17 protein-coding genes are annotated in these 19,093 nt (G+C 62.2%); 3 read left to right on the top strand and 14 right to left on the bottom strand.

Annotated features, from left to right (window positions below):
- Positions 1–9: 9 nt before the first annotated feature.
- The 13 genes from P3T20_RS30650 to P3T20_RS30590 all read right to left on the bottom strand — a co-directional run bounded on the left by P3T20_RS30650 (position 10) and on the right by P3T20_RS30590 (position 15,427).
- The gene (locus tag P3T20_RS30650) at positions 10–549 is read right to left on the bottom strand and encodes a hypothetical protein (protein WP_429288749.1); all 540 of its coding nucleotides are present in this window, start codon (positions 547–549) and stop codon (positions 10–12) included.
- Positions 546–1,286: a methyl-accepting chemotaxis protein gene (locus P3T20_RS30645; RefSeq protein WP_429288748.1), complete on the bottom strand. Its 741-nt coding sequence runs from the start codon at positions 1,284–1,286 to the stop codon at positions 546–548. The genes P3T20_RS30650 and P3T20_RS30645 overlap by 4 nt, the downstream gene beginning before the upstream one ends.
- 18 nt (positions 1,287–1,304) lie before the next feature.
- Complete coding sequence (locus P3T20_RS30640; protein ID WP_429288747.1) at positions 1,305–3,701, bottom strand: Tar ligand binding domain-containing protein; 2,397 nt, start codon at positions 3,699–3,701, stop codon at positions 1,305–1,307.
- Between the two features lie 240 nt (positions 3,702–3,941).
- Complete coding sequence (locus tag P3T20_RS30635; RefSeq protein WP_429288746.1) at positions 3,942–4,448, bottom strand: hypothetical protein; 507 nt, start codon at positions 4,446–4,448, stop codon at positions 3,942–3,944.
- A gap of 165 nt (positions 4,449–4,613) precedes the next feature.
- A complete protein-coding gene (gene tssA / locus P3T20_RS30630) occupies positions 4,614–5,723 on the bottom strand; it encodes a type VI secretion system protein TssA (protein ID WP_429288835.1) in 1,110 nt (369 codons plus the stop codon).
- 91 nt (positions 5,724–5,814) lie between these two features.
- On the bottom strand, positions 5,815–8,493 hold the full coding sequence (gene tssH, locus P3T20_RS30625; protein ID WP_429288745.1) for a type VI secretion system ATPase TssH: 2,679 nt from the start codon (positions 8,491–8,493) through the stop codon (positions 5,815–5,817).
- Between the two features lie 45 nt (positions 8,494–8,538).
- Positions 8,539–9,624, bottom strand: a complete 1,086-nt coding sequence (tssG, locus tag P3T20_RS30620; RefSeq protein WP_429288744.1) for a type VI secretion system baseplate subunit TssG — start codon at positions 9,622–9,624, stop codon at positions 8,539–8,541.
- The gene (tssF, locus tag P3T20_RS30615; protein WP_074268310.1) at positions 9,588–11,426 is read right to left on the bottom strand and encodes a type VI secretion system baseplate subunit TssF; all 1,839 of its coding nucleotides are present in this window, start codon (positions 11,424–11,426) and stop codon (positions 9,588–9,590) included. The genes tssG and tssF overlap by 37 nt, the downstream gene beginning before the upstream one ends.
- Before the next feature lie 65 nt (positions 11,427–11,491).
- Positions 11,492–11,971 carry a type VI secretion system baseplate subunit TssE gene (tssE, locus tag P3T20_RS30610; protein WP_074268309.1) on the bottom strand — a complete coding sequence of 160 codons (480 nt, stop codon included), beginning with the start codon at positions 11,969–11,971 and terminating at the stop codon, positions 11,492–11,494.
- Positions 11,972–12,041: 70 nt separating this feature from the next.
- Positions 12,042–12,581 (bottom strand): Hcp family type VI secretion system effector, encoded by a 540-nt coding sequence (locus tag P3T20_RS30605; protein ID WP_074268308.1) that lies wholly within the window; start codon positions 12,579–12,581, stop codon positions 12,042–12,044.
- A gap of 72 nt (positions 12,582–12,653) precedes the next feature.
- Positions 12,654–14,144 carry a type VI secretion system contractile sheath large subunit gene (gene tssC / locus P3T20_RS30600; protein ID WP_429288743.1) on the bottom strand — a complete coding sequence of 497 codons (1,491 nt, stop codon included), beginning with the start codon at positions 14,142–14,144 and terminating at the stop codon, positions 12,654–12,656.
- Between the two features lie 14 nt (positions 14,145–14,158).
- Positions 14,159–14,704: a type VI secretion system contractile sheath small subunit gene (tssB, locus tag P3T20_RS30595; protein WP_074268306.1), complete on the bottom strand. Its 546-nt coding sequence runs from the start codon at positions 14,702–14,704 to the stop codon at positions 14,159–14,161.
- Positions 14,705–14,740: 36 nt separating this feature from the next.
- Positions 14,741–15,427 carry a tetratricopeptide repeat protein gene (locus P3T20_RS30590; RefSeq protein ID WP_429288742.1) on the bottom strand — a complete coding sequence of 229 codons (687 nt, stop codon included), beginning with the start codon at positions 15,425–15,427 and terminating at the stop codon, positions 14,741–14,743.
- A 352-nt stretch (positions 15,428–15,779) separates the two neighbouring features.
- Between P3T20_RS30590 and tssJ the strand changes: the two genes are divergently transcribed.
- The 3 genes from tssJ to icmH all read left to right on the top strand — a co-directional run bounded on the left by tssJ (position 15,780) and on the right by icmH (position 18,629).
- Entirely contained in the window at positions 15,780–16,397 is a 618-nt protein-coding gene (tssJ, locus tag P3T20_RS30585; RefSeq protein ID WP_074268304.1) for a type VI secretion system lipoprotein TssJ, read from the top strand.
- Positions 16,398–16,506: 109 nt separating this feature from the next.
- A complete protein-coding gene (tssK, locus tag P3T20_RS30580) occupies positions 16,507–17,853 on the top strand; it encodes a type VI secretion system baseplate subunit TssK (protein WP_074268303.1) in 1,347 nt (448 codons plus the stop codon).
- Complete coding sequence (gene icmH, locus P3T20_RS30575) at positions 17,850–18,629, top strand: type IVB secretion system protein IcmH/DotU (protein ID WP_074268302.1); 780 nt, start codon at positions 17,850–17,852, stop codon at positions 18,627–18,629. Before tssK ends, icmH begins: the two co-directional genes overlap by 4 nt.
- A gap of 77 nt (positions 18,630–18,706) precedes the next feature.
- Here icmH and P3T20_RS30570 read toward each other — a convergent pair whose 3' ends face one another.
- Positions 18,707–19,036 (bottom strand): zinc ribbon domain-containing protein, encoded by a 330-nt coding sequence (locus P3T20_RS30570; RefSeq protein WP_429288741.1) that lies wholly within the window; start codon positions 19,034–19,036, stop codon positions 18,707–18,709.
- Positions 19,037–19,093 lie beyond the last annotated feature (57 nt).

The following is a 19,093-nucleotide window of genomic DNA, read 5'->3' as shown; positions in this document are numbered from 1 at the left end:
CCTCACACATCAAAAAAGTTCGAGCTCGCCGACGCTCTCGGCAAGTTCCGTGACCTCGGCGACGGTCGCGACGAAGTCGAGCGGCGCGTCGGCGCACACGCACACCGTCGCGCCGAGTTGCACGGCGCCGTTGACCGTCACGCGATACGACACCAGGAAATCAGGCTTCAACTGATCCAGATACGACACGCAGTGACCGCTCAGCACGTACGGCGTCGACATCCCGAGATCCGGAAAATAGCCGACGAGCTGCTGGTTCATTGCGCCACAGCACAGGTTGCAGATTTCCAGCAGCCTTTCCTCGAGCGTCGCCTCGCCACTGCCGAGGTAGTAGTCGCGCGTCGCGTCGTCGTTGTCGAAATGCAGGACCAGCAGGAGCCTGAAAGAAATCGATGAAATCGTCAGCACGATGAGCTCGCCGTCCACCGCGCCGTCATGCGGCGTCCCGTGCACGATGTCGCACGCGTCGCCTGCGCCGACCGTCAGGCGCAGACGCGCGGCCTGGCGGAAGATCCGCTCGATGCTGTCTTTCGCTTGCTCGGTAATCACGTCGCCGCCTGCTCGAGCTGGGTTTGAAGCTGGTTCGCGAGCGCCGCGACGCTGCCGAGGGACGCGACGATCATCTTGCCGCCCGCCTGAATGTCCTGGAACGTCGCGGTCGTGATCAGGTCGTTGCGATGCAGGCTGTCCCGATAGCTCTTCGACAGATCCTGCGAGCGCGACGCGAGCGTGCGCACCTCGCTCGCGACGACCGAGAAGCCGCGTCCGGCAGCGCCTGCACGCGCCGCCTCGATCGACGCGTTCAGCGAGACGATCAGCACGTGCGCGACGATCGACGACAGCTCCTGATTCTTGCTGTGCATCTCCTGATTCTGCTCCATCAGCGAGATCATCTGCTCGTGCCAGCGCTCGAACGTCACGGCGAGTTCCCTGAGCCGAATCGCTTCGCCTGCGATAGATGCGGCCTGCCGCCCCCATTCCTCCTTGAACTGGAGCACGGCGGCGCGCGCCGCGCGTGCATCGTCCTCGCTCGCCGACCGCTGGGCAAGGTCATCGCGCAGCCCCGCAACCAGCGACTCGTACTCGCGCTTTTCCTGTTCGGCCCGCTCCTGATGCCGAGCGTCGGCTTGCGCGAGTGCGGCTGTGTGGTGCGCCTCGGCTTCAGCGCGCAGTTGCGCGAGCGCCTGCGCACCGCGGCGCCGCTCGCGCCATGCAACCGCTACCGCGAGCGCCACCAGCAGGCCGAGCGCCAATCCGGCAATCAGGATTCCATATCGTTCGACCACTGCCCTTCTCCAAGTCGTTCAAGCGGACAACGCGTCGATCTGCACCGGCTTCTCTTCTTTCCTGTCCGTCGCACCTGCGCTTTGCACGGCGCAGCGCTCGGGCAGGCAGACCACGATCTCGAACAGGCGATAGTCGGCGCCGCGCCGGTCGTCCGTGAAGCGCAGCTCGATGCTGCCGTTCTCGCGCTTCAGGAAATCCCGTACTGCGTCCATGCCGACGCCGCGCCCGGACACTTCCGTGATCCGTTCAGCGGTCGAGAAGCCCGGATGAAAGATGAAATCGGCGACCAGCTCGTCGCTCAGTTGCGCGTCGTCGTCGAGCCAGCCGCGTGCGCTCGCGATGCCCCGAATGCGCCCGAGCGCGAGGCCGCGGCCGTCGTCGCTCATGGTGATCTGCAGCGCGCCCCGGGCGACGCCGGCTTCGATGACGATCGTGCCGGCCGCAGGCTTGCCCTGCTCGGCGCGGGCGGCTGCAGTCTCGATGCCGTGATCGACCGAGTTGCGCATCAGGTGCACGAAGACGTTCTTCAGCGTGCTGCTCACCTGCCTGTTCACGCGGTAACCGTCGTCGTCGATACGTACGATGGGCGGCTCCTTGCCGAGTTCACGTGCAAGCGACGGCAGCGATTCGAGCACGCCCGAGAGCGTGTCCTCGATCGTTTCGGTGCCGAGGATGCGCAAGCTGCGGTGCACCGAATCGCGCATCGTCTGCAGGCTGCGAACGTCGACCGGGTCGGCTGCCTCCAGAATGCGCAGGCTCTCCTGGATATGCCCCTGGTCCACCATCAGATAGTGCTCGGCGCTGCCGCGACGTCCGCCGTCCTTGCGGCCCAGGCTCACATCGTTGATCGTCCTGTAACGCTCGATCGCTTCCTTCACGCGTTCGAGGTCCGCGATCAGCACTTCCTGATTCCACTCTTCGCTGACATCGTTGCGGCGCAGCGCGTCGTAGCGCCGCTCGGTTTCGTGCACGATGCTCGTCAGGTGTTGCAGGCTGTAGGTTCGGGCGTTGCCCTTGATGGTGTGCACGTTGCGGAACAGTTCGGCGAGCGCCTCGCTGTCGGCCTGCGTGTGCTGGCGGATGATCCGCTCGTTTTCGTTGACGAAGCCCGTCGCGCTGTCGACGAAGTTATGGAACTTCTCCTCGTTGACCGCGAGAATCTCGCCAATCATCTCGAGCCGGCGCTTCTGCTCGCCCGTCTCGGCGGCAAGCTGGCGCAGCTCGGTCACGTCGCGCACGCACAGCATGAGACGCATGACGGTGTCGTTCTCGTCGGTGATCGCCGACCAGCTCAGGTCGAGCGTCTTCACGCGGCCGTCGGCCATCGTCTTCGCGACCTCGTTCACGAGCAGGTGCTGGTTGAAGGTGAAGTTGATCGCGTCCTCGCCGATGCAGGCCTGAATCGTGGCGTCGACCTGCGAGCGCACATCGGAGTTCAGATCGGTGTTGTCGAACACCAGATCCATGACCGGACGCCCGGCGATGTCCTTCGTCTCGAAGATCGCCTCGAGGTAGGCCGAGTATTCGGCGTGCACCAGCGCGCCGCCGACGACGGTCAGCATCCCCTGCTGAATGTTCTGCAGCATCGCCTGGATGTCCGCGGTTTTCTGCTTGAGCAGCGCGGAGCTTTGCTGGATCTTCTCGATCATCTCGTTGAACGCGACGATCGAGCGCCCGATCTCGTCCATCCGTCCCACCGGAACGCGGCGGGTGAAGTCCTGATTCGATGCGATCTCGCTCATCATCGATTGCATGCGGGTGAGCGGGCGTCCAATTACTGAGGCCAGCACGGCGCGGGCAAGCAGGCCAATGCCGAGCGCAGCCAGTGCGATCAGGGCCGCACCGACCATCAGGCGATGAAACTGCGCCTGCGCCTGTTCGAAACGCGCCTGCTGGTGATCCACCTGCAACGCTTCGAGTGCGTTCATCGCCTGCGCGTAGCGGGCGTTGAGCGGGTCGGCCTCGCCGCGGGTCGTGTGGAATTTGTAGTAGTCGTTTTGCGAGAGTTGCTGGAACTCGGGCTCAAGTGCCTGCTTGATGAGGGCCGCGCGGGCTGCCTGCACCGCATCGGCGGCGCGCGACTCTTCAGCGTTACGCGGCTTTGCAAGGTACGCCGCCCAGTTGTCGTCGCTCGCCTTGAGCACGGCGCGCGCCTTTACCAGCAGGTCGTCGCTTGCGCGACCCATCGAAAACAGTGTCTCGTAGTTGCCGAGCGCCAGCTGCACCTGCAGCATCAGCTCGGAACTCGTCTTCAGATGGGTGATCGCTACCGTATCGGTCGCATATGTCTGCTTAAGCGCATCGTTGCTCTGCTTGAGACCGAGCACGGCGACCAGCATCGTGGCGATCAACGCGAGCGTATAGCCCGCGATCGTGAGCGTGAGCCCATTCTGTATCGTTAAGCGTTTGAACATAGCATTACGCGCGCAACCTCGCATCATGCGAAACAGCACACGCTCTCCTCCCGTAGTGGTGATGTGATACGCCTATGGACGGTTCTCTGCCGGAATTTTCGTTGTCCATTGCCACGATATCGGCTTCGCTTCGCGAAGCTTTAGGGCCTGGCGAAGAGCTAAAGCTCAAAGCCGTCACCTGCACCCCTAAGAAACATCATCTGCACTACTTAACTACTTAAAACCATCTGCGGTGCTCGACTACTTGAATACCATCGACGCAGAAAACGGCGCCTTATCCGGTTCAGCCCGATACTTGTCCTGGATCGCACTCACGCAGTTCGTGAACTGGGTGCGAAATGCGACGGGGTTGTCGCTTGGCGGGGAAAGACCATCGGAGGTCACGCTCCATCCGTCGGCGGTGCGGACAGCGTCGAGATCGAAGGAGGCCGCGGTGTCGCTGCCGAGAGTGACCGCCTCGCGCTTTTCGCCACCGGGCAAACGGAGAATCGCTTCGCAACCCTGCAGCAGCCGCACGGCAGCGTGAGCAGCCGAGCTGCCGAGAGGTGCTGCGTCGTCAGGCACGGTGTGGTACATGCGCAGCGACTGGAACTGGGCCGGCATCCCGGCTACGACGAATTGCACGTCCGACTGTGAAATACCATCGCTGCATCCAGTCAGGACTCCGAGCAGCACGGCCACCTTGAACCGCACAAAAATGCGCTCAGGCAACGCCCGGCCCTTCGATGCAGCAGTTGCAGATGTCATCGCGCCTCTTTCCAGTTTCTTTCTACGCCGTAAGGCATCAGGAAAGCGACGCTCCCCCGGCTAGCTCATATATCGGCAAGCCGAGGCGATTTCTTTAGGTTGGGGATCTGGAGGATGCGACGGGCTACCCTTTCACCGCCTTTCACAGGCAGCCCGCCGGAAAACTCACTTGCCTTCTTCAGGCTTCACGCCCAGCAGTTCACGGATATGCGCCAGCGACCCGTCGTCCTTGACCACCGTGGACAGCCATTGATGCAACGGCATCTCCGCCCACTCCGCCGCCTTGTCCGCCAGATACGCAGCCGGGCTATGCGGCTCGGTGCTCCGGAAAAACCGCGCCACCGCCCGCAACTGCGCGACGGCCTGCGCGCGATTCTGAATCCCAGCGATGCTCGCTTGCGAGTTCGTCGATACGGTCGTCAACACGGGTTCCTCCCGTTGCGTTGCGGTCTTGAAACTGGGCTCGGCACGCTCGACGGTCTCCGGTTTCTGCGCTTTGGCCGCGCTCTCGGCCGTCACACCCACTTCACGCGCAAATCGCTCGGCGAGCCGGTACACCCCTTCATACGCGTCTTTCGCCTGACGAAAGCTCGGCGCGGAATCGCCTGCGCGGCGGTCCAGCTCCTGCTCGAGCGCCAGCATGGACGCTTCAAAGGCCGCCAGATCGGCCAGCAGCCCGGCGTAGAACGGCACCGGCGTGGCCCGCTTCGACGCCTCGATCTGCTCGACGGACGGTTTGCCCCGGGCGATATCGTCAGCGTGATCCGGATCGCGCTTGACCGCCTGAGCGACGTGGGTCGCCACCTCCCAATCCACCGTGCTGTAGATATCCGCCGGTGCCGCGGTCAGCGGCATCGCGCGCAGTAGCTCAGCCGTGCGGCCCACCAACCACGCCACGTTGCCGAGGCGGTATTCGGTATCGTCCCCTTCGGGCAGCGGATGCAGATGATCCCAATAACGCTCGGACAACCCCGTAATCAGCCGGTAGCCGTCGGTCAGCCCGGTGATGCCTTCCTCGAGCGCCAGGCCCTCGGTGAGCCACACCGCCAGCCGTAAATCTTTGGTCTGCGTCTTGAGCAGGCTCGTGCTGCGCTCGACGACAAACGGCCAGTTCGCTTCCTTGATCTCCGTCACCCACTCGCCCTGATCGAGCGAGGGGTCGTCGAAGCGGCGCGCGTTCTGGATCGCGTCGAAATCGGCTGAGAACAACAGGTCGTCGCCGCAGGGCGAAGTTTCGCTGACCGGTTCCAGCAGCGTGGTGATGTTAGCGGGCATGAGCATGACAGAAAGCCGTAACGTAAGTGCCTGGGTTCAGGCGTTAAAACAGGAAGACCCGTGCGACGACATTGACACGCGCGCGCACGCTTCAGGCAACCGTATATTCGAATTCACCGGCCTCGCTCGCCCGCACCGCGATGCGCTCAAGCGACGTGCCGTCCGCGATCCGCTCGAGCACCTGCTGCGCCACTTCGGGCAACAACGTGCCGTTCAGGATGTGGTCCACGTTGCGCGCGCCGGAATCGACTTCGGTACAGCGCGCCAATACGGCATCCACCAGCGACTCGTCCCACTCGAAGGTCGCCTTGTGATTCGCTTCGATGCGCCGGCGAATCCGCTCGAGCTTCAGTTCGATGATCTCCACGAGCACGTCATCGGAGATCGGATAGTACGGCACCACTTTCATGCGGCCGAGAAAAGCCGGCTTGAACGCTTTGTATAGTTGCGGGCGCAACGTCTCGGCGAGTTCGTCGGCGCCCGGCAGTTCTTCCGCGCTCTTGTTCAGACACGCCTGCATCACCGCCTGCGAACCGACGTTCGAGGTGAGAATGATGAGAGTATTGCGGAAGTCGATCTCGCGGCCTTCCGCGTCATCCATCGTGCCTTTGTCGAACACCTGGAAGAACATTTCGAGCACGTCCGGGTGGGCCTTTTCCACTTCGTCGAGAAGCACAACCGAATAGGGATTGCGACGCACCGCCTCGGTTAACACGCCGCCTTCGCCGTAGCCGACGTAACCCGGCGGCGAGCCTTTGAGACCAGAGACGCTATGCGCCTCCTGATACTCGCTCATGTTGATCGTGACCATCTTGCGTTCGCCGCCATACAGGATGTCGGCCAGCGCCAGCGCCGTTTCGGTCTTGCCGACACCCGATGGGCCGACGAACATGAACACGCCGCGCGGCTTGTTCGGATCTTCGAGGTTCGCGCTGGCGGTCCGCACGCGCTGGGCGATCGCTTCCAGCGCGTGGTCCTGGCCGATCACGCGAGCGCCCAGCAGCGGTTGCAGGTTCAGCACGGTTTGAATCTCGTCCTTGACCATGCGTCCCAACGGAATGCCGGTCCACGACGCGACGATCTCCGCAACAACGTGGCCGTCGACCTGCAGCGGCACCAGCGGCTGACCAGCCTGCAGCGCATGCAGTTCGCTCACGCGCGCTGCGAGCGTCTCACGCGCACTCGCGGCTTTCCCGGCCTGCTCCGCGTCCGCGCTACCGCCGCGTGTTGCATCGATTTGCGCCCGCAGTTCGCCGATCTCCGACACCAGTGCGCGCTCCTTGTCGTAGCGCGCTTCACCGGCGGCCAGCGCGGTTACGTCCGCTTCCCGCAGGCTGCGCAGTTCCAAAAGACGCTCGTCGTGCACCGCGCCACTCGCGACTTCCCGTTCGAGCGCGTTCACTTCCGCATCGATTCTCTCGATCCGCTTTTTCGTGTCGTCGATCGTTGCAGGTGTCGAGCTATGCGCCAGGGCGACTTTCGCGCAGGCCGTATCGAGCACACTGATCGCCTTGTCCGGCAACTGACGGCCGCTGATATAGCGATGCGACAGGCGCACCGCTTCGGTAATCGCATCGTCGAGCACGCGCACGTTGAAGTGCTTTTCCATCAAACCCGCCATGCCGCGCAGCATGGACGCCGCAAGCGTCTCGTTCGGCTCCTCGATCTTCACGACCTGGAAGCGCCTTGCCAACGCCGCGTCTTTCTCGAAGTACTTTTTGTACTCGCTCCACGTGGTGGCCGCAATCGTGCGCAGTTCGCCGCGTGCGAGCGCCGGCTTCAGCAGGTTCGCCGCATCGTTCTGTCCGGCCTGACCGCCCGCGCCGATGATCGTATGCGCTTCGTCGATAAAGAGGATGATCGGATGCGCGCTTTTCTTGACCTCGTCGATCACGTTTTTCAGGCGATTTTCGAATTCACCTTTGACGCTCGCGCCGGCCTGCAGCAGCCCCATGTCCAGCACGTGCAGCGCGACGCCTTTCAGCGGCGCGGGCACGTCGTCAGCGGCAATACGCAATGCGAGGCCTTCCACCACGGCGGTTTTGCCAACCCCCGCTTCACCCGTCATGATCGGATTGTTCTGGCGGCGGCGCATCAGAATGTCGATCGTCTGGCGAATTTCGGCTTCACGGCCGATCACCGGATCGATATGGCCATCGCGGGCGCGTTGCGTCAGGTTGGTCGTGTAGGTATCGAGCGCGGGCGTCTTTGAAGGGCCGCCGCTTTGCGCCGGTTGCAGACTGGCATCGCGTTCATCGCCATCGGCATCGTCGGACGCCGCAGGATTGCGCTCTGCCTCGCACGAGCCAACCGTCAGTTCATCGAACTTATGCTTGAGATCGGTCACACGCACGTCGCGAAACAACGGCGACATACGCTGCGCAAACTGCGCGAGATCCGGTGCGCTCAGCAGCGCGAGCAGCAGATGGCCGGAGCGGATCCGGCCGATCTGCGCATCGAGCGATGCCAGCAGCCACGCCTGCTCGAACAGCGCGATCAGATGCACGGAAAACACCGGCGTGCGCGCGTTGCCCGTCTTCAGGCGCTGCAACTCGCGTTCGAGATCGGCACGCAACGCATGCGCGTCGATACGGCTCGCGCGCAGCACCAGCGTCGCATCGCTCGCCGGCTCGTCGAGCAAGGCCAGAAACAGATGCTCGAGGTCCACCTCGTAGTGACCGCGCGACAGGCAATTGCTCGCCGCCCGCTCAGTGGCCTGGCGGCAGGTCGGATTCAGTTTCGCGATCAGCGTCTTGAGGGGCGTGCTCATGTCGTGCGGTCCAGGTTCTGTTGATAGCGTAGCGCGTTGCGATGTTCAGTGGATGACGTGCAATTCATAGCGGGCGTCGGAGCGGTCGCGGTCAGCGTCGTGTGTGCAGAGAAACGCGTCCCAGCCGAGCCGTCCACCGTGGCCCAGCTGAATCGAGCCGACCTCGGCGCGCCGCAACACCAGCGACACCTCGTATTCAAGCGTCACGCCGGCCAGCAGCGTCAGCATCCGTTCCAGTGCGATGGCGCGTTCGGCGCCCGGCAGGAAGGCTTCATAGTCTTTTTTTGCGAGCGGGCCGATCACCAACCGCGCACGCATGTCGCGCTGCCAGACCCGTTCGCCTGCCAGCGCGGTGGCGCCGAGCGTCGCGTTGACGCTGCCCAGCACCGTCAATTGATCCGGAGGCACGTCGTACCATTTGCCGACAAACTGATCGACGCGCACCGGTACCTGAAAGTATTCGGACAACGTCCGCTGCAAGTACGCCGCCGACACCGGCCGATGCCGCGCCGCAAGCGCATAGCCTGCAATCGCCTCGTCGAACAGCGCACCGTCGCCCTGCTGCAGGGTGCTGCGGCTCTCTGCATCGGCGACACCGGCAAGCGCCAGCAGCAACGGCAGATAGCGCTCGTCGCGGTCTAGTTCGTAATGAAACGGCAGCCGGTATTTCTTCCATGCCGAGTAGAACAGCGCGGTGGCCCGATTCGAAAAGACATCGAAGAACTCGCGCGCCGCACGGTCGCGCCTGAGTTGCTCGCGCGCAATGATCTGCTCGGTATAGTGCAGCGGCAATGCGCCCTGCCCGCCTAGCAGCCCAAAAAACGCCGGCGTGATATCGACGCGGCCAAGCTTGCCGTCTTCGACGGCGGCGGTGCGCTGCGGCTTGTCCTTCAGCGCCGTGCCTTCATCGTCATAGGACTGCGCGCTGTGAATCTCGCTCGGCGGAAAGCCCAGCGAAAGCGTATTGCGAAACGCCAGACGCTGCGCCACGATCTCGCCGGGCCGTGTTGAGTTCTCCCTGGCAAACCACTTCTCGAGAATCCGCACTGCCTGAAAAAACTGGAAGCGATGCGGTTCGTCGAGCAGTTGCTCGATTACGCCAGGATCGATTCGCCGCTGCGGGGTTTGCATCGCAGAATCTCCTCGCCAGTGCGCTTCGACACGACGACCAGTTGCACAAAGCTGTTCAGATGCACGTACAGCCCAAAAAACGTGTCGATCACGCGCACGAAAGACGCGAGGCTCGTGCCCACAAAATGGTCCTCGTCGATGGTCAGGCGAATTTCCATACCGCGCACGAAGGTAGCGAACGGCTTGCCCGGCAGCCATTGCACGGCCGCGCGCTGCTCGATGCCGACCAGTCCGTCGATATGCCGCGCCGACACCGCCGTGCGCCGCATGTCGTACAGCACAAGCATTTCCTTGAGCGCAGAGAGGCCATTGCTCGCAAGCGAGACATGATTGAGCGCCAGGTGGGAGATCAGCCGCCAGTGCGCGGCACGGCCACGCTCGAAGCGCACGCTCGGCGTGGGACGGCGCAGCATCGAAATGTTGCCGGTCAACGAACCGCCCTCCAGAAACAGGTCGCCGCCTTCGATGCCCATCGCCAGTCCGGCCGGCAGATCGCGATTGGTGCAGGTCAGTTCGATACTCAGCGTGTCGGTTTGCGCCTCAGCCGGTTCGAAATCGATATCGACGATCGAGATCTCGGTTTCGTAGCCCGGGCTTTTCTCCGCCACCCAGTCGTTGCGGCGCGCGAACCAGTAATGCCCGGCGCGTTGCCGCTCGCCGTGATGCAGCGAGTAGAACGGCCGGAATTCGATCACCGATTCCTGGTTCGCCTGCTGCCGGACCAGCTTCACCGAATCGATTGAATACACCTCGTAGGCAAACGCCCGGCGCGCTTCGGCGATCACCGGATACGAGATCGACTGATGCGTCAGACGGATCGGTTCGCCGTGCTGCTTGAACAGGTTGACGACCGGCGTGCAGAACAGGCGGAAGTGCTGCGTCGAGAGCGTCTCGAGCAGCCGCGCCACATGCGAGTCGCTGCGCACGTCTTTCAGCACGACGTGCAGCGTCAGACGGCTGCAGCGGCCGCTCGCGCGCGTCATTGCCGCCAGATCGAAATCGACGAAATTGAATTTGTCGGGAAACGCAAAGTACTCGGTCAGCAACCGGTACGCCGGATGCGACTTGGCGGGGTAGTCGATCAGCGCGTCTTCTTCGTCGAAGCCGGCTTGTGCGAGCGGCGAGGTGCGCATCGCGGTCCACACGCCGCGGCGGTCAGCCTCGACATAGGTGGCCATTGCATTGACGAACAGGCAGTCGGTCAAACCCGCGATAAACGATTGCTCGCCATGCAGATGCGCGCGCAGCGTGGACAGCTTCAGCGCACCGAGATCCAGTTGCGGCGCGGTCGACTCGAGCGTGATCGAGACAATCGCCGACGCGTTGGCCGGCAACACAGTCGCGCTCGGCGCCATCGCGATGGACGTGTACTTCGCCTCCGAGATGCGGATCGGCGCCAGCGTCACATCGTAAGCGGTGCGAAAGCGGCACTGTACGCCGCGGATCGTGCGCGATTTGAGTTCGGTGCCCCGCTCGATCGTGACCGGTTCGGTCAGATTGCTGAGTGCAGCGGAGGTGCCCAACTGGGCAATCGAACACGAGGGAAACGGCCGCAGATAATGCGGATAAAGCACTTCGAGCAGTGCTTCGGTGAATTCGGGGTAGTCGTCGTCGAGCTTCTTGTTGATGCGGGCGCCCAGCAGCGCGAACGATTCGATCATCCGCTCGACGTGTGGGTCTTCGCAGTGCTCGCCGGACATCGCGAGGCGCGCGGCGATCTTCGGGTAACGATCTGCGAAATCGTTCGAGTAGCGCCGCAGGAATGCCAGTTCGCGCTCGTAATATGGCAGCAATTCTTCCATCAACCTGTCCCCGGACCTGATACACCCGCGCTGCCGTTGCGCGTAACGGCAGCCAGCATGCGGTATTAGAGCTTCGCGCGTGCGCGCGATACGGAATACTGCAACGTCGAAGGCTGCAGCATCGCATCAAAACTCACCGGTTCTTCTGCCGGATGTACGACCAGTAACGCCTGAATGGCAAAATACAGCGCGTTGGTCGATTGTTCGTTCAGTTCTAGCGTGACTGCCACCTGCTTCAGTCGCGGCTCATGCCGCGCAATGGCCTGCTGAATCGATTTGCAGATGAACGTCCGGTCGTAGTGACTCGCGAGACTCAGGCCCGCGAAGTCGTTCAGACCGTACGTCAAGACCGATTTCTGACACTCGGGCAGCGCCGCCAGCTCGTGTTCGGTCAAGGCGATCCGGGTGTTCAGGATGGCCTCGACGTCACGTGCGACAGTCGCCTTCAGCTCGTCCAGCGACAATTGCCGCATCGCCGGGGAAGCCGGCAAATGCGGTTCGTCGTCGAACAGCTTGTCGAGGAAACTCGGTTCGAATCGTTTCATCAGCTGCCGAAGAAGCGGTGCAAAACGCAGTGTGGCGCCCGCAGGTCAAGTACGGACGCCGCACCGCCCATCAGACTGCGTACGTCTTGTCGTTCTTCGTCAGGCTCCACGCGCCTTGCGCGTTGCCGCCCTGGTTGCCGCCGATCTTCTGCTGGGTGTACTTCCACTGCACCGCAGCGTATTTCAGGGTGAACTGCTCGTTCGGCAACGACACGCCCGGTGCGTCGCTCGTACCCGTCGTCGCGGTCGGCGAACCGACAGCCGGTGCCACGCTCGAGATGATCACGTACTTGAGCTTGACTTCCAGATACTTGATCCGGTTGCCTTCGCCATCCGAACGCATGAAGTCGACCGTCACTTCGTCGAACGTCGTGCCGCCCGATGCGTGTTGATAGATCAGCGGGCTGACCACGTCGATATCTTTCGTGAAGACCATATCGCCGTGCTCGCAGCGCTCGGCCGTATGGCCGCCAGCGGTAGAGGCCGTTGCCGAACGCGGTTGCGTGATGGAGTGACTCCAGGAGTCGATCTCGATCCAGCCCTGATGGTCCTTATCGGCAGACTCGCCCTTGATCGCAGGATTGCCGAATTTTAAATAGATGTCCTTCATAACTCATCGACTCCCCAAAGAGGTGGTTTTTACAGTCAACCCGGGCGGCCAGCCCGGGCATGTTGACTTCATTTATGAATTTGCCGGCTTCGGCAGGTCAGCCACAAGCCGCAAAGAGATCGAAAGCTCATCCAGCTGGAAGTGCGGGCGCAGGAACGCGACCGAACGGTACGAACCGGGTTTGCCAGGAATCTCCGAGACCTGTATGGATGCCTCACGCAGCGGAAACTGCGCTTTCTGCTCCTGAGTCGCGTTGTCGTCGAGCAAGACGTACTGCGAGATCCAACGGTTCAGGAATACTTCGACGTTCTGTGCCGAGGCGAAACTGCCGATCTTGTCGCGCATCATCGCCTTCAGGTAGTGCGCCACGCGCGATACCGAGAAGATGTACTGCAGCTGCGCGGACAGCACGGCGTTCGCGTTGGCGCTATCGGTGCTGTACTTCTTGGCTTTCTGCACCGACTGGGCAGCAAAGAACGCGGCGTAATCCGAGTTCTTGCAGTGCACGAGCGGAATGAAGCCCAGATCGCTCAGTTCCTTTTCGCGACGGTCGGTGATCGCGATTTCGGTCGGGCACTTCAGTGCCACTTCACCGTCGTCGGTCTTGAAGGTATGGGTGGGCAGGTCTTCGACCAGACCGCCGCCTTCCACGCCGCGAATCGCTGCGCACCAGCCGAAGTCGTCGAATGCGGCCGTCAGGCGCGCAGCGAAAGCCCACGCCGCGTTACACCACAGATACTTGCTGTGATCGGTGCCGTCCACGTCTTCGACGAAGTTGAAGCCTTCGGCGGTCGCGCCATCTTTCGGATTGAACGGCAGGCGGCCCAGAAAGCGCGGCAGCGTCAGACCGACATAACGTGAGTCTTCCGAATCGCGGAACGACTTCCACTTGGCATATTCGACCGTGTCGAACACCTTGCCGAGGTCGCGCGGCTTGCCGAGATCGGCGAACGACTCGAGACCCAGCAGTTCCGGCGAGGCCGACGCGATAAACGGTGCGTGCGCAGCAGCGGCGACGTGTGCCATCTGCTCGATGAAGTACACGTCTTCCGGCTGACGCGTCACCTCGAAATCCCCGATGATCGTGCCGAACGGCGCGCCGCCGAAGGTGCCGAACTCTTCTTCGTAGACCTTCTTGAAGAGCGCGCTCTGGTCGAATTCAATCGCGTTCTTGAAGTCGCGCACCAGATCGCGCTTGGGAGCATGCAGCGCCTTGATCTTGACCGTCGAGCCGGTGTTGCTTTCCTTGCACAGATAGTCGAGACCGCGCCACGTGCCTTCGAGGCGCTGGAACTCGGGTGCATGCATCACCGCGCTCAGTTGCGCGGAGATTAGCCGGTCGAGCTCCGCCACGCGGGCGTCGATGGTGGCCGAGAGGTTGTCCGACACGATCACTGTGCCGTCGAGCACCTGGTGCACGAGTTCGCCGATCAGGTCTTTCGCACGCGCGTGTTCCGAATCGGACTTCGCCACCTTGCTCTTCTCGACGATCTGGTCGAGCAGCGAGGTCTCAGCGCCGTCGTGCGCGCTGGCGAGTTGGGCTGCTGCCGTTTGCTGGTTCATCTCACACCCCGTACTTATTCGCCCTGCTGGTCTTTACCCGGCGCATCGCCGTGCTCTTCTGCTTCGCCCTGGCTTTTTGCGAGGGCCTGCAGTTGCTGCGTGTTCGACAGCACCTCGCTCAGCAGGTCTTCGAGCTTGTCGTTGCCCGCGAGCTTGTTGCGCAGGTCGGCCAGCTTCGAACGTGCGTCGAGCAGACGGCGCAACGGCTCGATCTGCGAGACCACTTCGTCCGGGCTGAAGTCGGCCATCGAGCGGAACCGCAGGTCCACCGCAAAGCGTCCGCCGGCCTCACTCAGGCGGTTTTCCACCTGAAATGCCGCACGCGGCTCGATGCCTTTCATCACATCGTCAAAATTGTCGCGGTCGATATTGACGAACTTGCGATCGCGCAACTTGGGTTGCTCGACTTCGGATTGCCCCGCCAGATCGGCAACCACGCCGACGACGAAGGGCAGCTCCTTGATCTCGATTGCATCGCCACGCTCAACCTCATAAGTCAATTGAACGCGCGGCGGCCGGACTTTTTGCAAGCGCTTTTGAATACTTTCTTTCTTCGCCATCGTCGGCTCCCTGAAGCAGGTGGTCTTGCGGGTGAATTAGCGAAGCGCGCTGAACGGGTCGGACGCGCCACCGCTTTGTGCCGCTCTCGCGGGCGCAGCCGGTGCTGCAGGCGCCGGAGCAGACAGCGCCGGCGTGGCCGGTGCAGCCGGCGCCGCCGCCGTGGTGGCCGCGCCGCCGCTGGCGGCCTCCGGCTTTTTGGCGACGCGCCTCACGTACTTCTTCTTGACCACCGGCTTGTCGCTGTCGTCCGGCGGGAACAACGTGGCTTCGCCCAGCGTGTCGCGCAGTTCCTTGGCGAGCGCCTGGGCATCGGTCTTGGCATCGCCTGCGAGCGACGCATCCTGGCGCAACTCGCCCAGCGATTGCGTGGCGACGCGCAGGCCTGCCACAGCCAGCACGCTCTTCGCCTGACGGTCGGTCTGGTCGCGCTGCAAGGCTTCCTGTGCGTCGACGATGGCCTGACCGTAATGTCCCTGTGTGAACTGGATCTGCGCCATGCGCGACCACGGTTCTTCGCGCGTCGGATCGGATTTGGCCAATTGCTGGTAAAGCGCCATGGCCTTGTCCTGGTCACCTGACTTGGCGACGGTATCGGCGTCTGCCAGCGACTTGTTGAAAGCCTCCGGCGTGGTCGCGACGTTGTTGCTCTGGCTTGCACATCCGGCGATCACGCCACATGCCAACACCACCCCTGATAGTTTTACAAAGAGACGCTCTTTCATCGCTTTTTCACCGGCGTGCGAGTTTTTTAATTCAACGAGAAACTGGAGTTTTGCTTTGCTTCAAGTGCGCGGGTATAGTACAGGTCAATTTTTGATAATTCAACTTTCGTGTGACAAAGCATTGCACGAAAAAACCGAGAGCGCATCACATAAGCATCACATAAGGACCGGATAAGAAATAGTTTCCGGGCGTAAAGCCCGTTATTCTCGAGGACGGAAAGTTTTTCCGCCCATTCGGACGGGGTAGTAGCGCCATTCAATGCATTACGCATAGAACAGGCGCACTCCCCCGATTGGTTTAGCTGAGTAGCGATTCGACCGGGGGCGATCGGCACAGAACCGATCGGTGTAAATGAATTTGCGTTTTATTCGTTATGCATCGTTACTGGCGATGAGCGCGATACTTCTTGCGGGTTGTGCGGCCGCCGTGCCGATGCTCGGGTCGGCCGCTTCCGCCGCCCTGCAGATGACCGGCCTCGGCAAGCCCGATGTACCGGACGCCCAGAAGCCGCCGCGCGACCTCGGCCTGACGCTGTACGCCGCGCAGAATCTGAACGCCGCCAATGACCAGAAGCCGTTGGCGCTGGTGGTGCGCCTCTATGTACTGAAAGATCCCACCTCGTTCCAGCAGGCGCCATTCAATGCGTTCACCGATCCCGACAAGGAAAAAAGCACGCTGGGCGGCGATTTGCTGAGTGTGAGAGAAGTCACCCTGATTCCGGGGCAGCACTACACCGTAACCGAGAAAGTCTCGCGCGAAGCGCAGGCATTCGGTATCGTCGCGCTATTCCGCGACCCGGCAATACAGCGTTGGAAATTCGCCTTCGATCCGGCAAAGTCCGAGAAGTCTGGCATTATGATCGGTCTGCATAACTGTGCAATGACCGTGACCAACGGCACTGTGATCCCACCTGAACAGGGATTCCCGGTTCAATCGCTGAATATGCTGTCTTCGGTGAGTTGTGGCTAAAAATGCATTTGAATGGCAATTTAACCGTATTTGACGATTTAACAATTGCAGGGCCGGATACAATTATCATCGGGCATGCAACCCGCTTGACGCATATAACAGGTTTGAGATGAGTTATTCCGCAAAGGTGCTCTGGGGGGAAGGCCTGTTTCTGAGGCCTCAGCATTTTCAGCGTCAGGACGCCTATCATGAGGCGCGCCTGTTCGAATCGCTTCAGGCCATCCAGCCTTACAACTGGGGCGTGCGCTCGGTGAAGTTCGACCGCGACGCGCTCGGCAGCAATGTGTTGCGCGTGAGCGAACTGTCGCTCGTGTTTCCGGACGGCGCGTTGTACTCCGCACCGCAGGCCGACGATCTGCCGCCGCCCATCGCGCTCGACACGCTGCCCGACGGCATCAACGAGTTTACGTTCTACCTGGCGCTGCATCCGCTGCGTGAAACCGGTGCGAACTACTCGCCCGATCGCAACACGGGATTTGTCTCGCGCTATGTCAGCGAGCAGTCGTCGGTCGCCGATCACTTCACTGACGCTGCCGAAGCCGACATCACGTTCCTGAAAACCAGCGTCAAGCTGATCGCTCATAGTGAGCCGCGCGATCAGCTGCTTTCGGTGCCGCTCGCGCGCGTTCGCCGCACCGCCACCTCCGGCTTCGAGTTCGACGACAGCTTCGTGCCGCCCTCGCTCGCCATCGAGGCCTCGCCGATCCTGCATCAGCGCCTGCGCCAGCTGATCGACGCGCTGCAGGCCAAGGTGAATGCGCTGTATGGCTTCCATCGTGAGCCGACCAAGAACATCATCGAATTCCGCTCTGGCGATATTGCGTCGTTCTGGCTACTGCATACGGCCAACGCGGCGTTTGCATCGCTTGCCCATCTGTACCAGCACGCCGCGTTGCATCCGGAACGGCTGTTCCAGGAACTGCTGCGCCTTGCCGGCCAGTTGATGACGTTCTCGAAGGGCTATGCGCTCGCCGATCTGCCCGCGTATCGCCACGACGATCCGGGCCCCGGCTTTGCACGCCTCGATACGATGCTGCGCGATCTGCTGGAGACAGTGATTTCCACGCGCTACTTCGCAATTGCCCTCGACGAAGTACGGCCGTCGTTCCACGTGGGCCGGCTCGACTCGGGCAAGATCGACGAAAAGACGATGTTCTATATTGCCGTCTCGGCGAACATGCCAACCGTCGAACTGGTGGAAGCGGTGCCGGCCCGTTTCAAGGTCGGCGCGCCGGACGACGTCGACAAGCTGGTGCTCTCGGCCATGCCCGGCGTGCGCCTCGTCTACACGCCGCAGGTGCCGCCCGCCATTCCGGTGCGGCCCGGTGCCTGCTACTTCTCGTTCGAACCGCGCGGCGCGCTCTATGACCGCATGCTGCAGGCCCAGTCGGCGATGATCTACACGCCGTCAGGAATCAACGACCTCAACCTCGAACTGATCGCCGTCACATCATGAGCTACGCGCCCTCCCTGTTTGGCGACAGCACGCCGTCTGTCACGCCCGCCCCCACCGTCGAGCCCACCTACCAGGTCCGCTCGCTGCTCGATCTGCTGTACGACGGCTTCTTCATGCTGTTCCTGTTGAAGAACGGTCGTGAACCTGGCGACGCCAACGAGTTTAGCCAGCGCATCCAGCACTTTCTGGCGGATTTCGAGCGCGGTGCGAAAAAGCTGAACGCCTCGGCGGACGATGTGTATGCGTCGAAGTTTGCGTTCTGCGCGGCGGTCGACGAATCGGTGCTGTCGTCTTCGTTCAAGATCCGCACGGAATGGGAGCGGCGGCCGTTGCAGCTCGTGCTGTTCGGCGAGCAACTGGCGGGCGAGAAGTTCTTCCATTACCTCGAAGAATGCCGTGCTCATGGCGCGGCGCGCCTGCAGTCGCTGGAGGTGTTTCATATGTGCCTGCTGCTCGGCTTTCAGGGCAAGTATCTGCTTGAAGGACCGGAGAAGCTCGCGTATCTGACCGCGCGGATCGGTGATGAGATCGCGCATCTGAAGGGCAAGCGTGCGCCGTTCGCGCCGCACTGGCCGCTGCCGGATCAGGTCGCGCACCGGCTCAAGCGCGAAGTGCCGCTGTGGAGCATCGGCGCGGTGTTTGCGCTGGTGGGACTGCTGGCCTATCTCGGGCTGAACAACTATCTGCGCGACTCGACGCTGCATACGCTCGCGCCGTACTCGCAGATCATCAAGCTCGGGCCGCAGTCGGCCAATCTGACGATTTCGTTGCCGTAACGATGGGATGATCAGCGCCGCCGCTTACGGCTCATCACCGTCGGCGGAAGCCACCGTTACCGTCACCGTCACCGTCGTCAATGGCTGATCATCCACGGCCGGCCAGCTGGATTCGTCTTGAGTCCGCTGCCTGTCGTCGACCCCGAGGCGGCCTTCGCCCCACATCCACAGCCCGGCCCATGGCGATGCTTGTACTCGCCTGAACGTTGCGGCGCATGTGCCGCGCGCTCGTTGACCGCGTGCGCCGTGCGCGTGGTCGCCTGCATCAGCGACAAAACCGGCAGACTGAGCGTGCGCTGCGCCTCGCCGCCGCAAGTGGGGCACGCGCAGGCCGTATCGCGCTCCGCAACCCGGCGAATCGCCGCAAAAGCGCCGCAATGGTCGCAACGGTAGTCGTAAGTCGGCATGATGTTGTCCTCTCAGGTTCCGTGAATCAGTGCTGCCCGCAAGGTGCCCACCACCTG

Source organism: Paraburkholderia sp. GAS206C (genome assembly GCF_050435645.1).
Classification (GTDB): domain Bacteria; phylum Pseudomonadota; class Gammaproteobacteria; order Burkholderiales; family Burkholderiaceae; genus Paraburkholderia; species Paraburkholderia phenazinium_B.
This window is presented reverse-complemented; position numbering and strand designations above follow the sequence as displayed.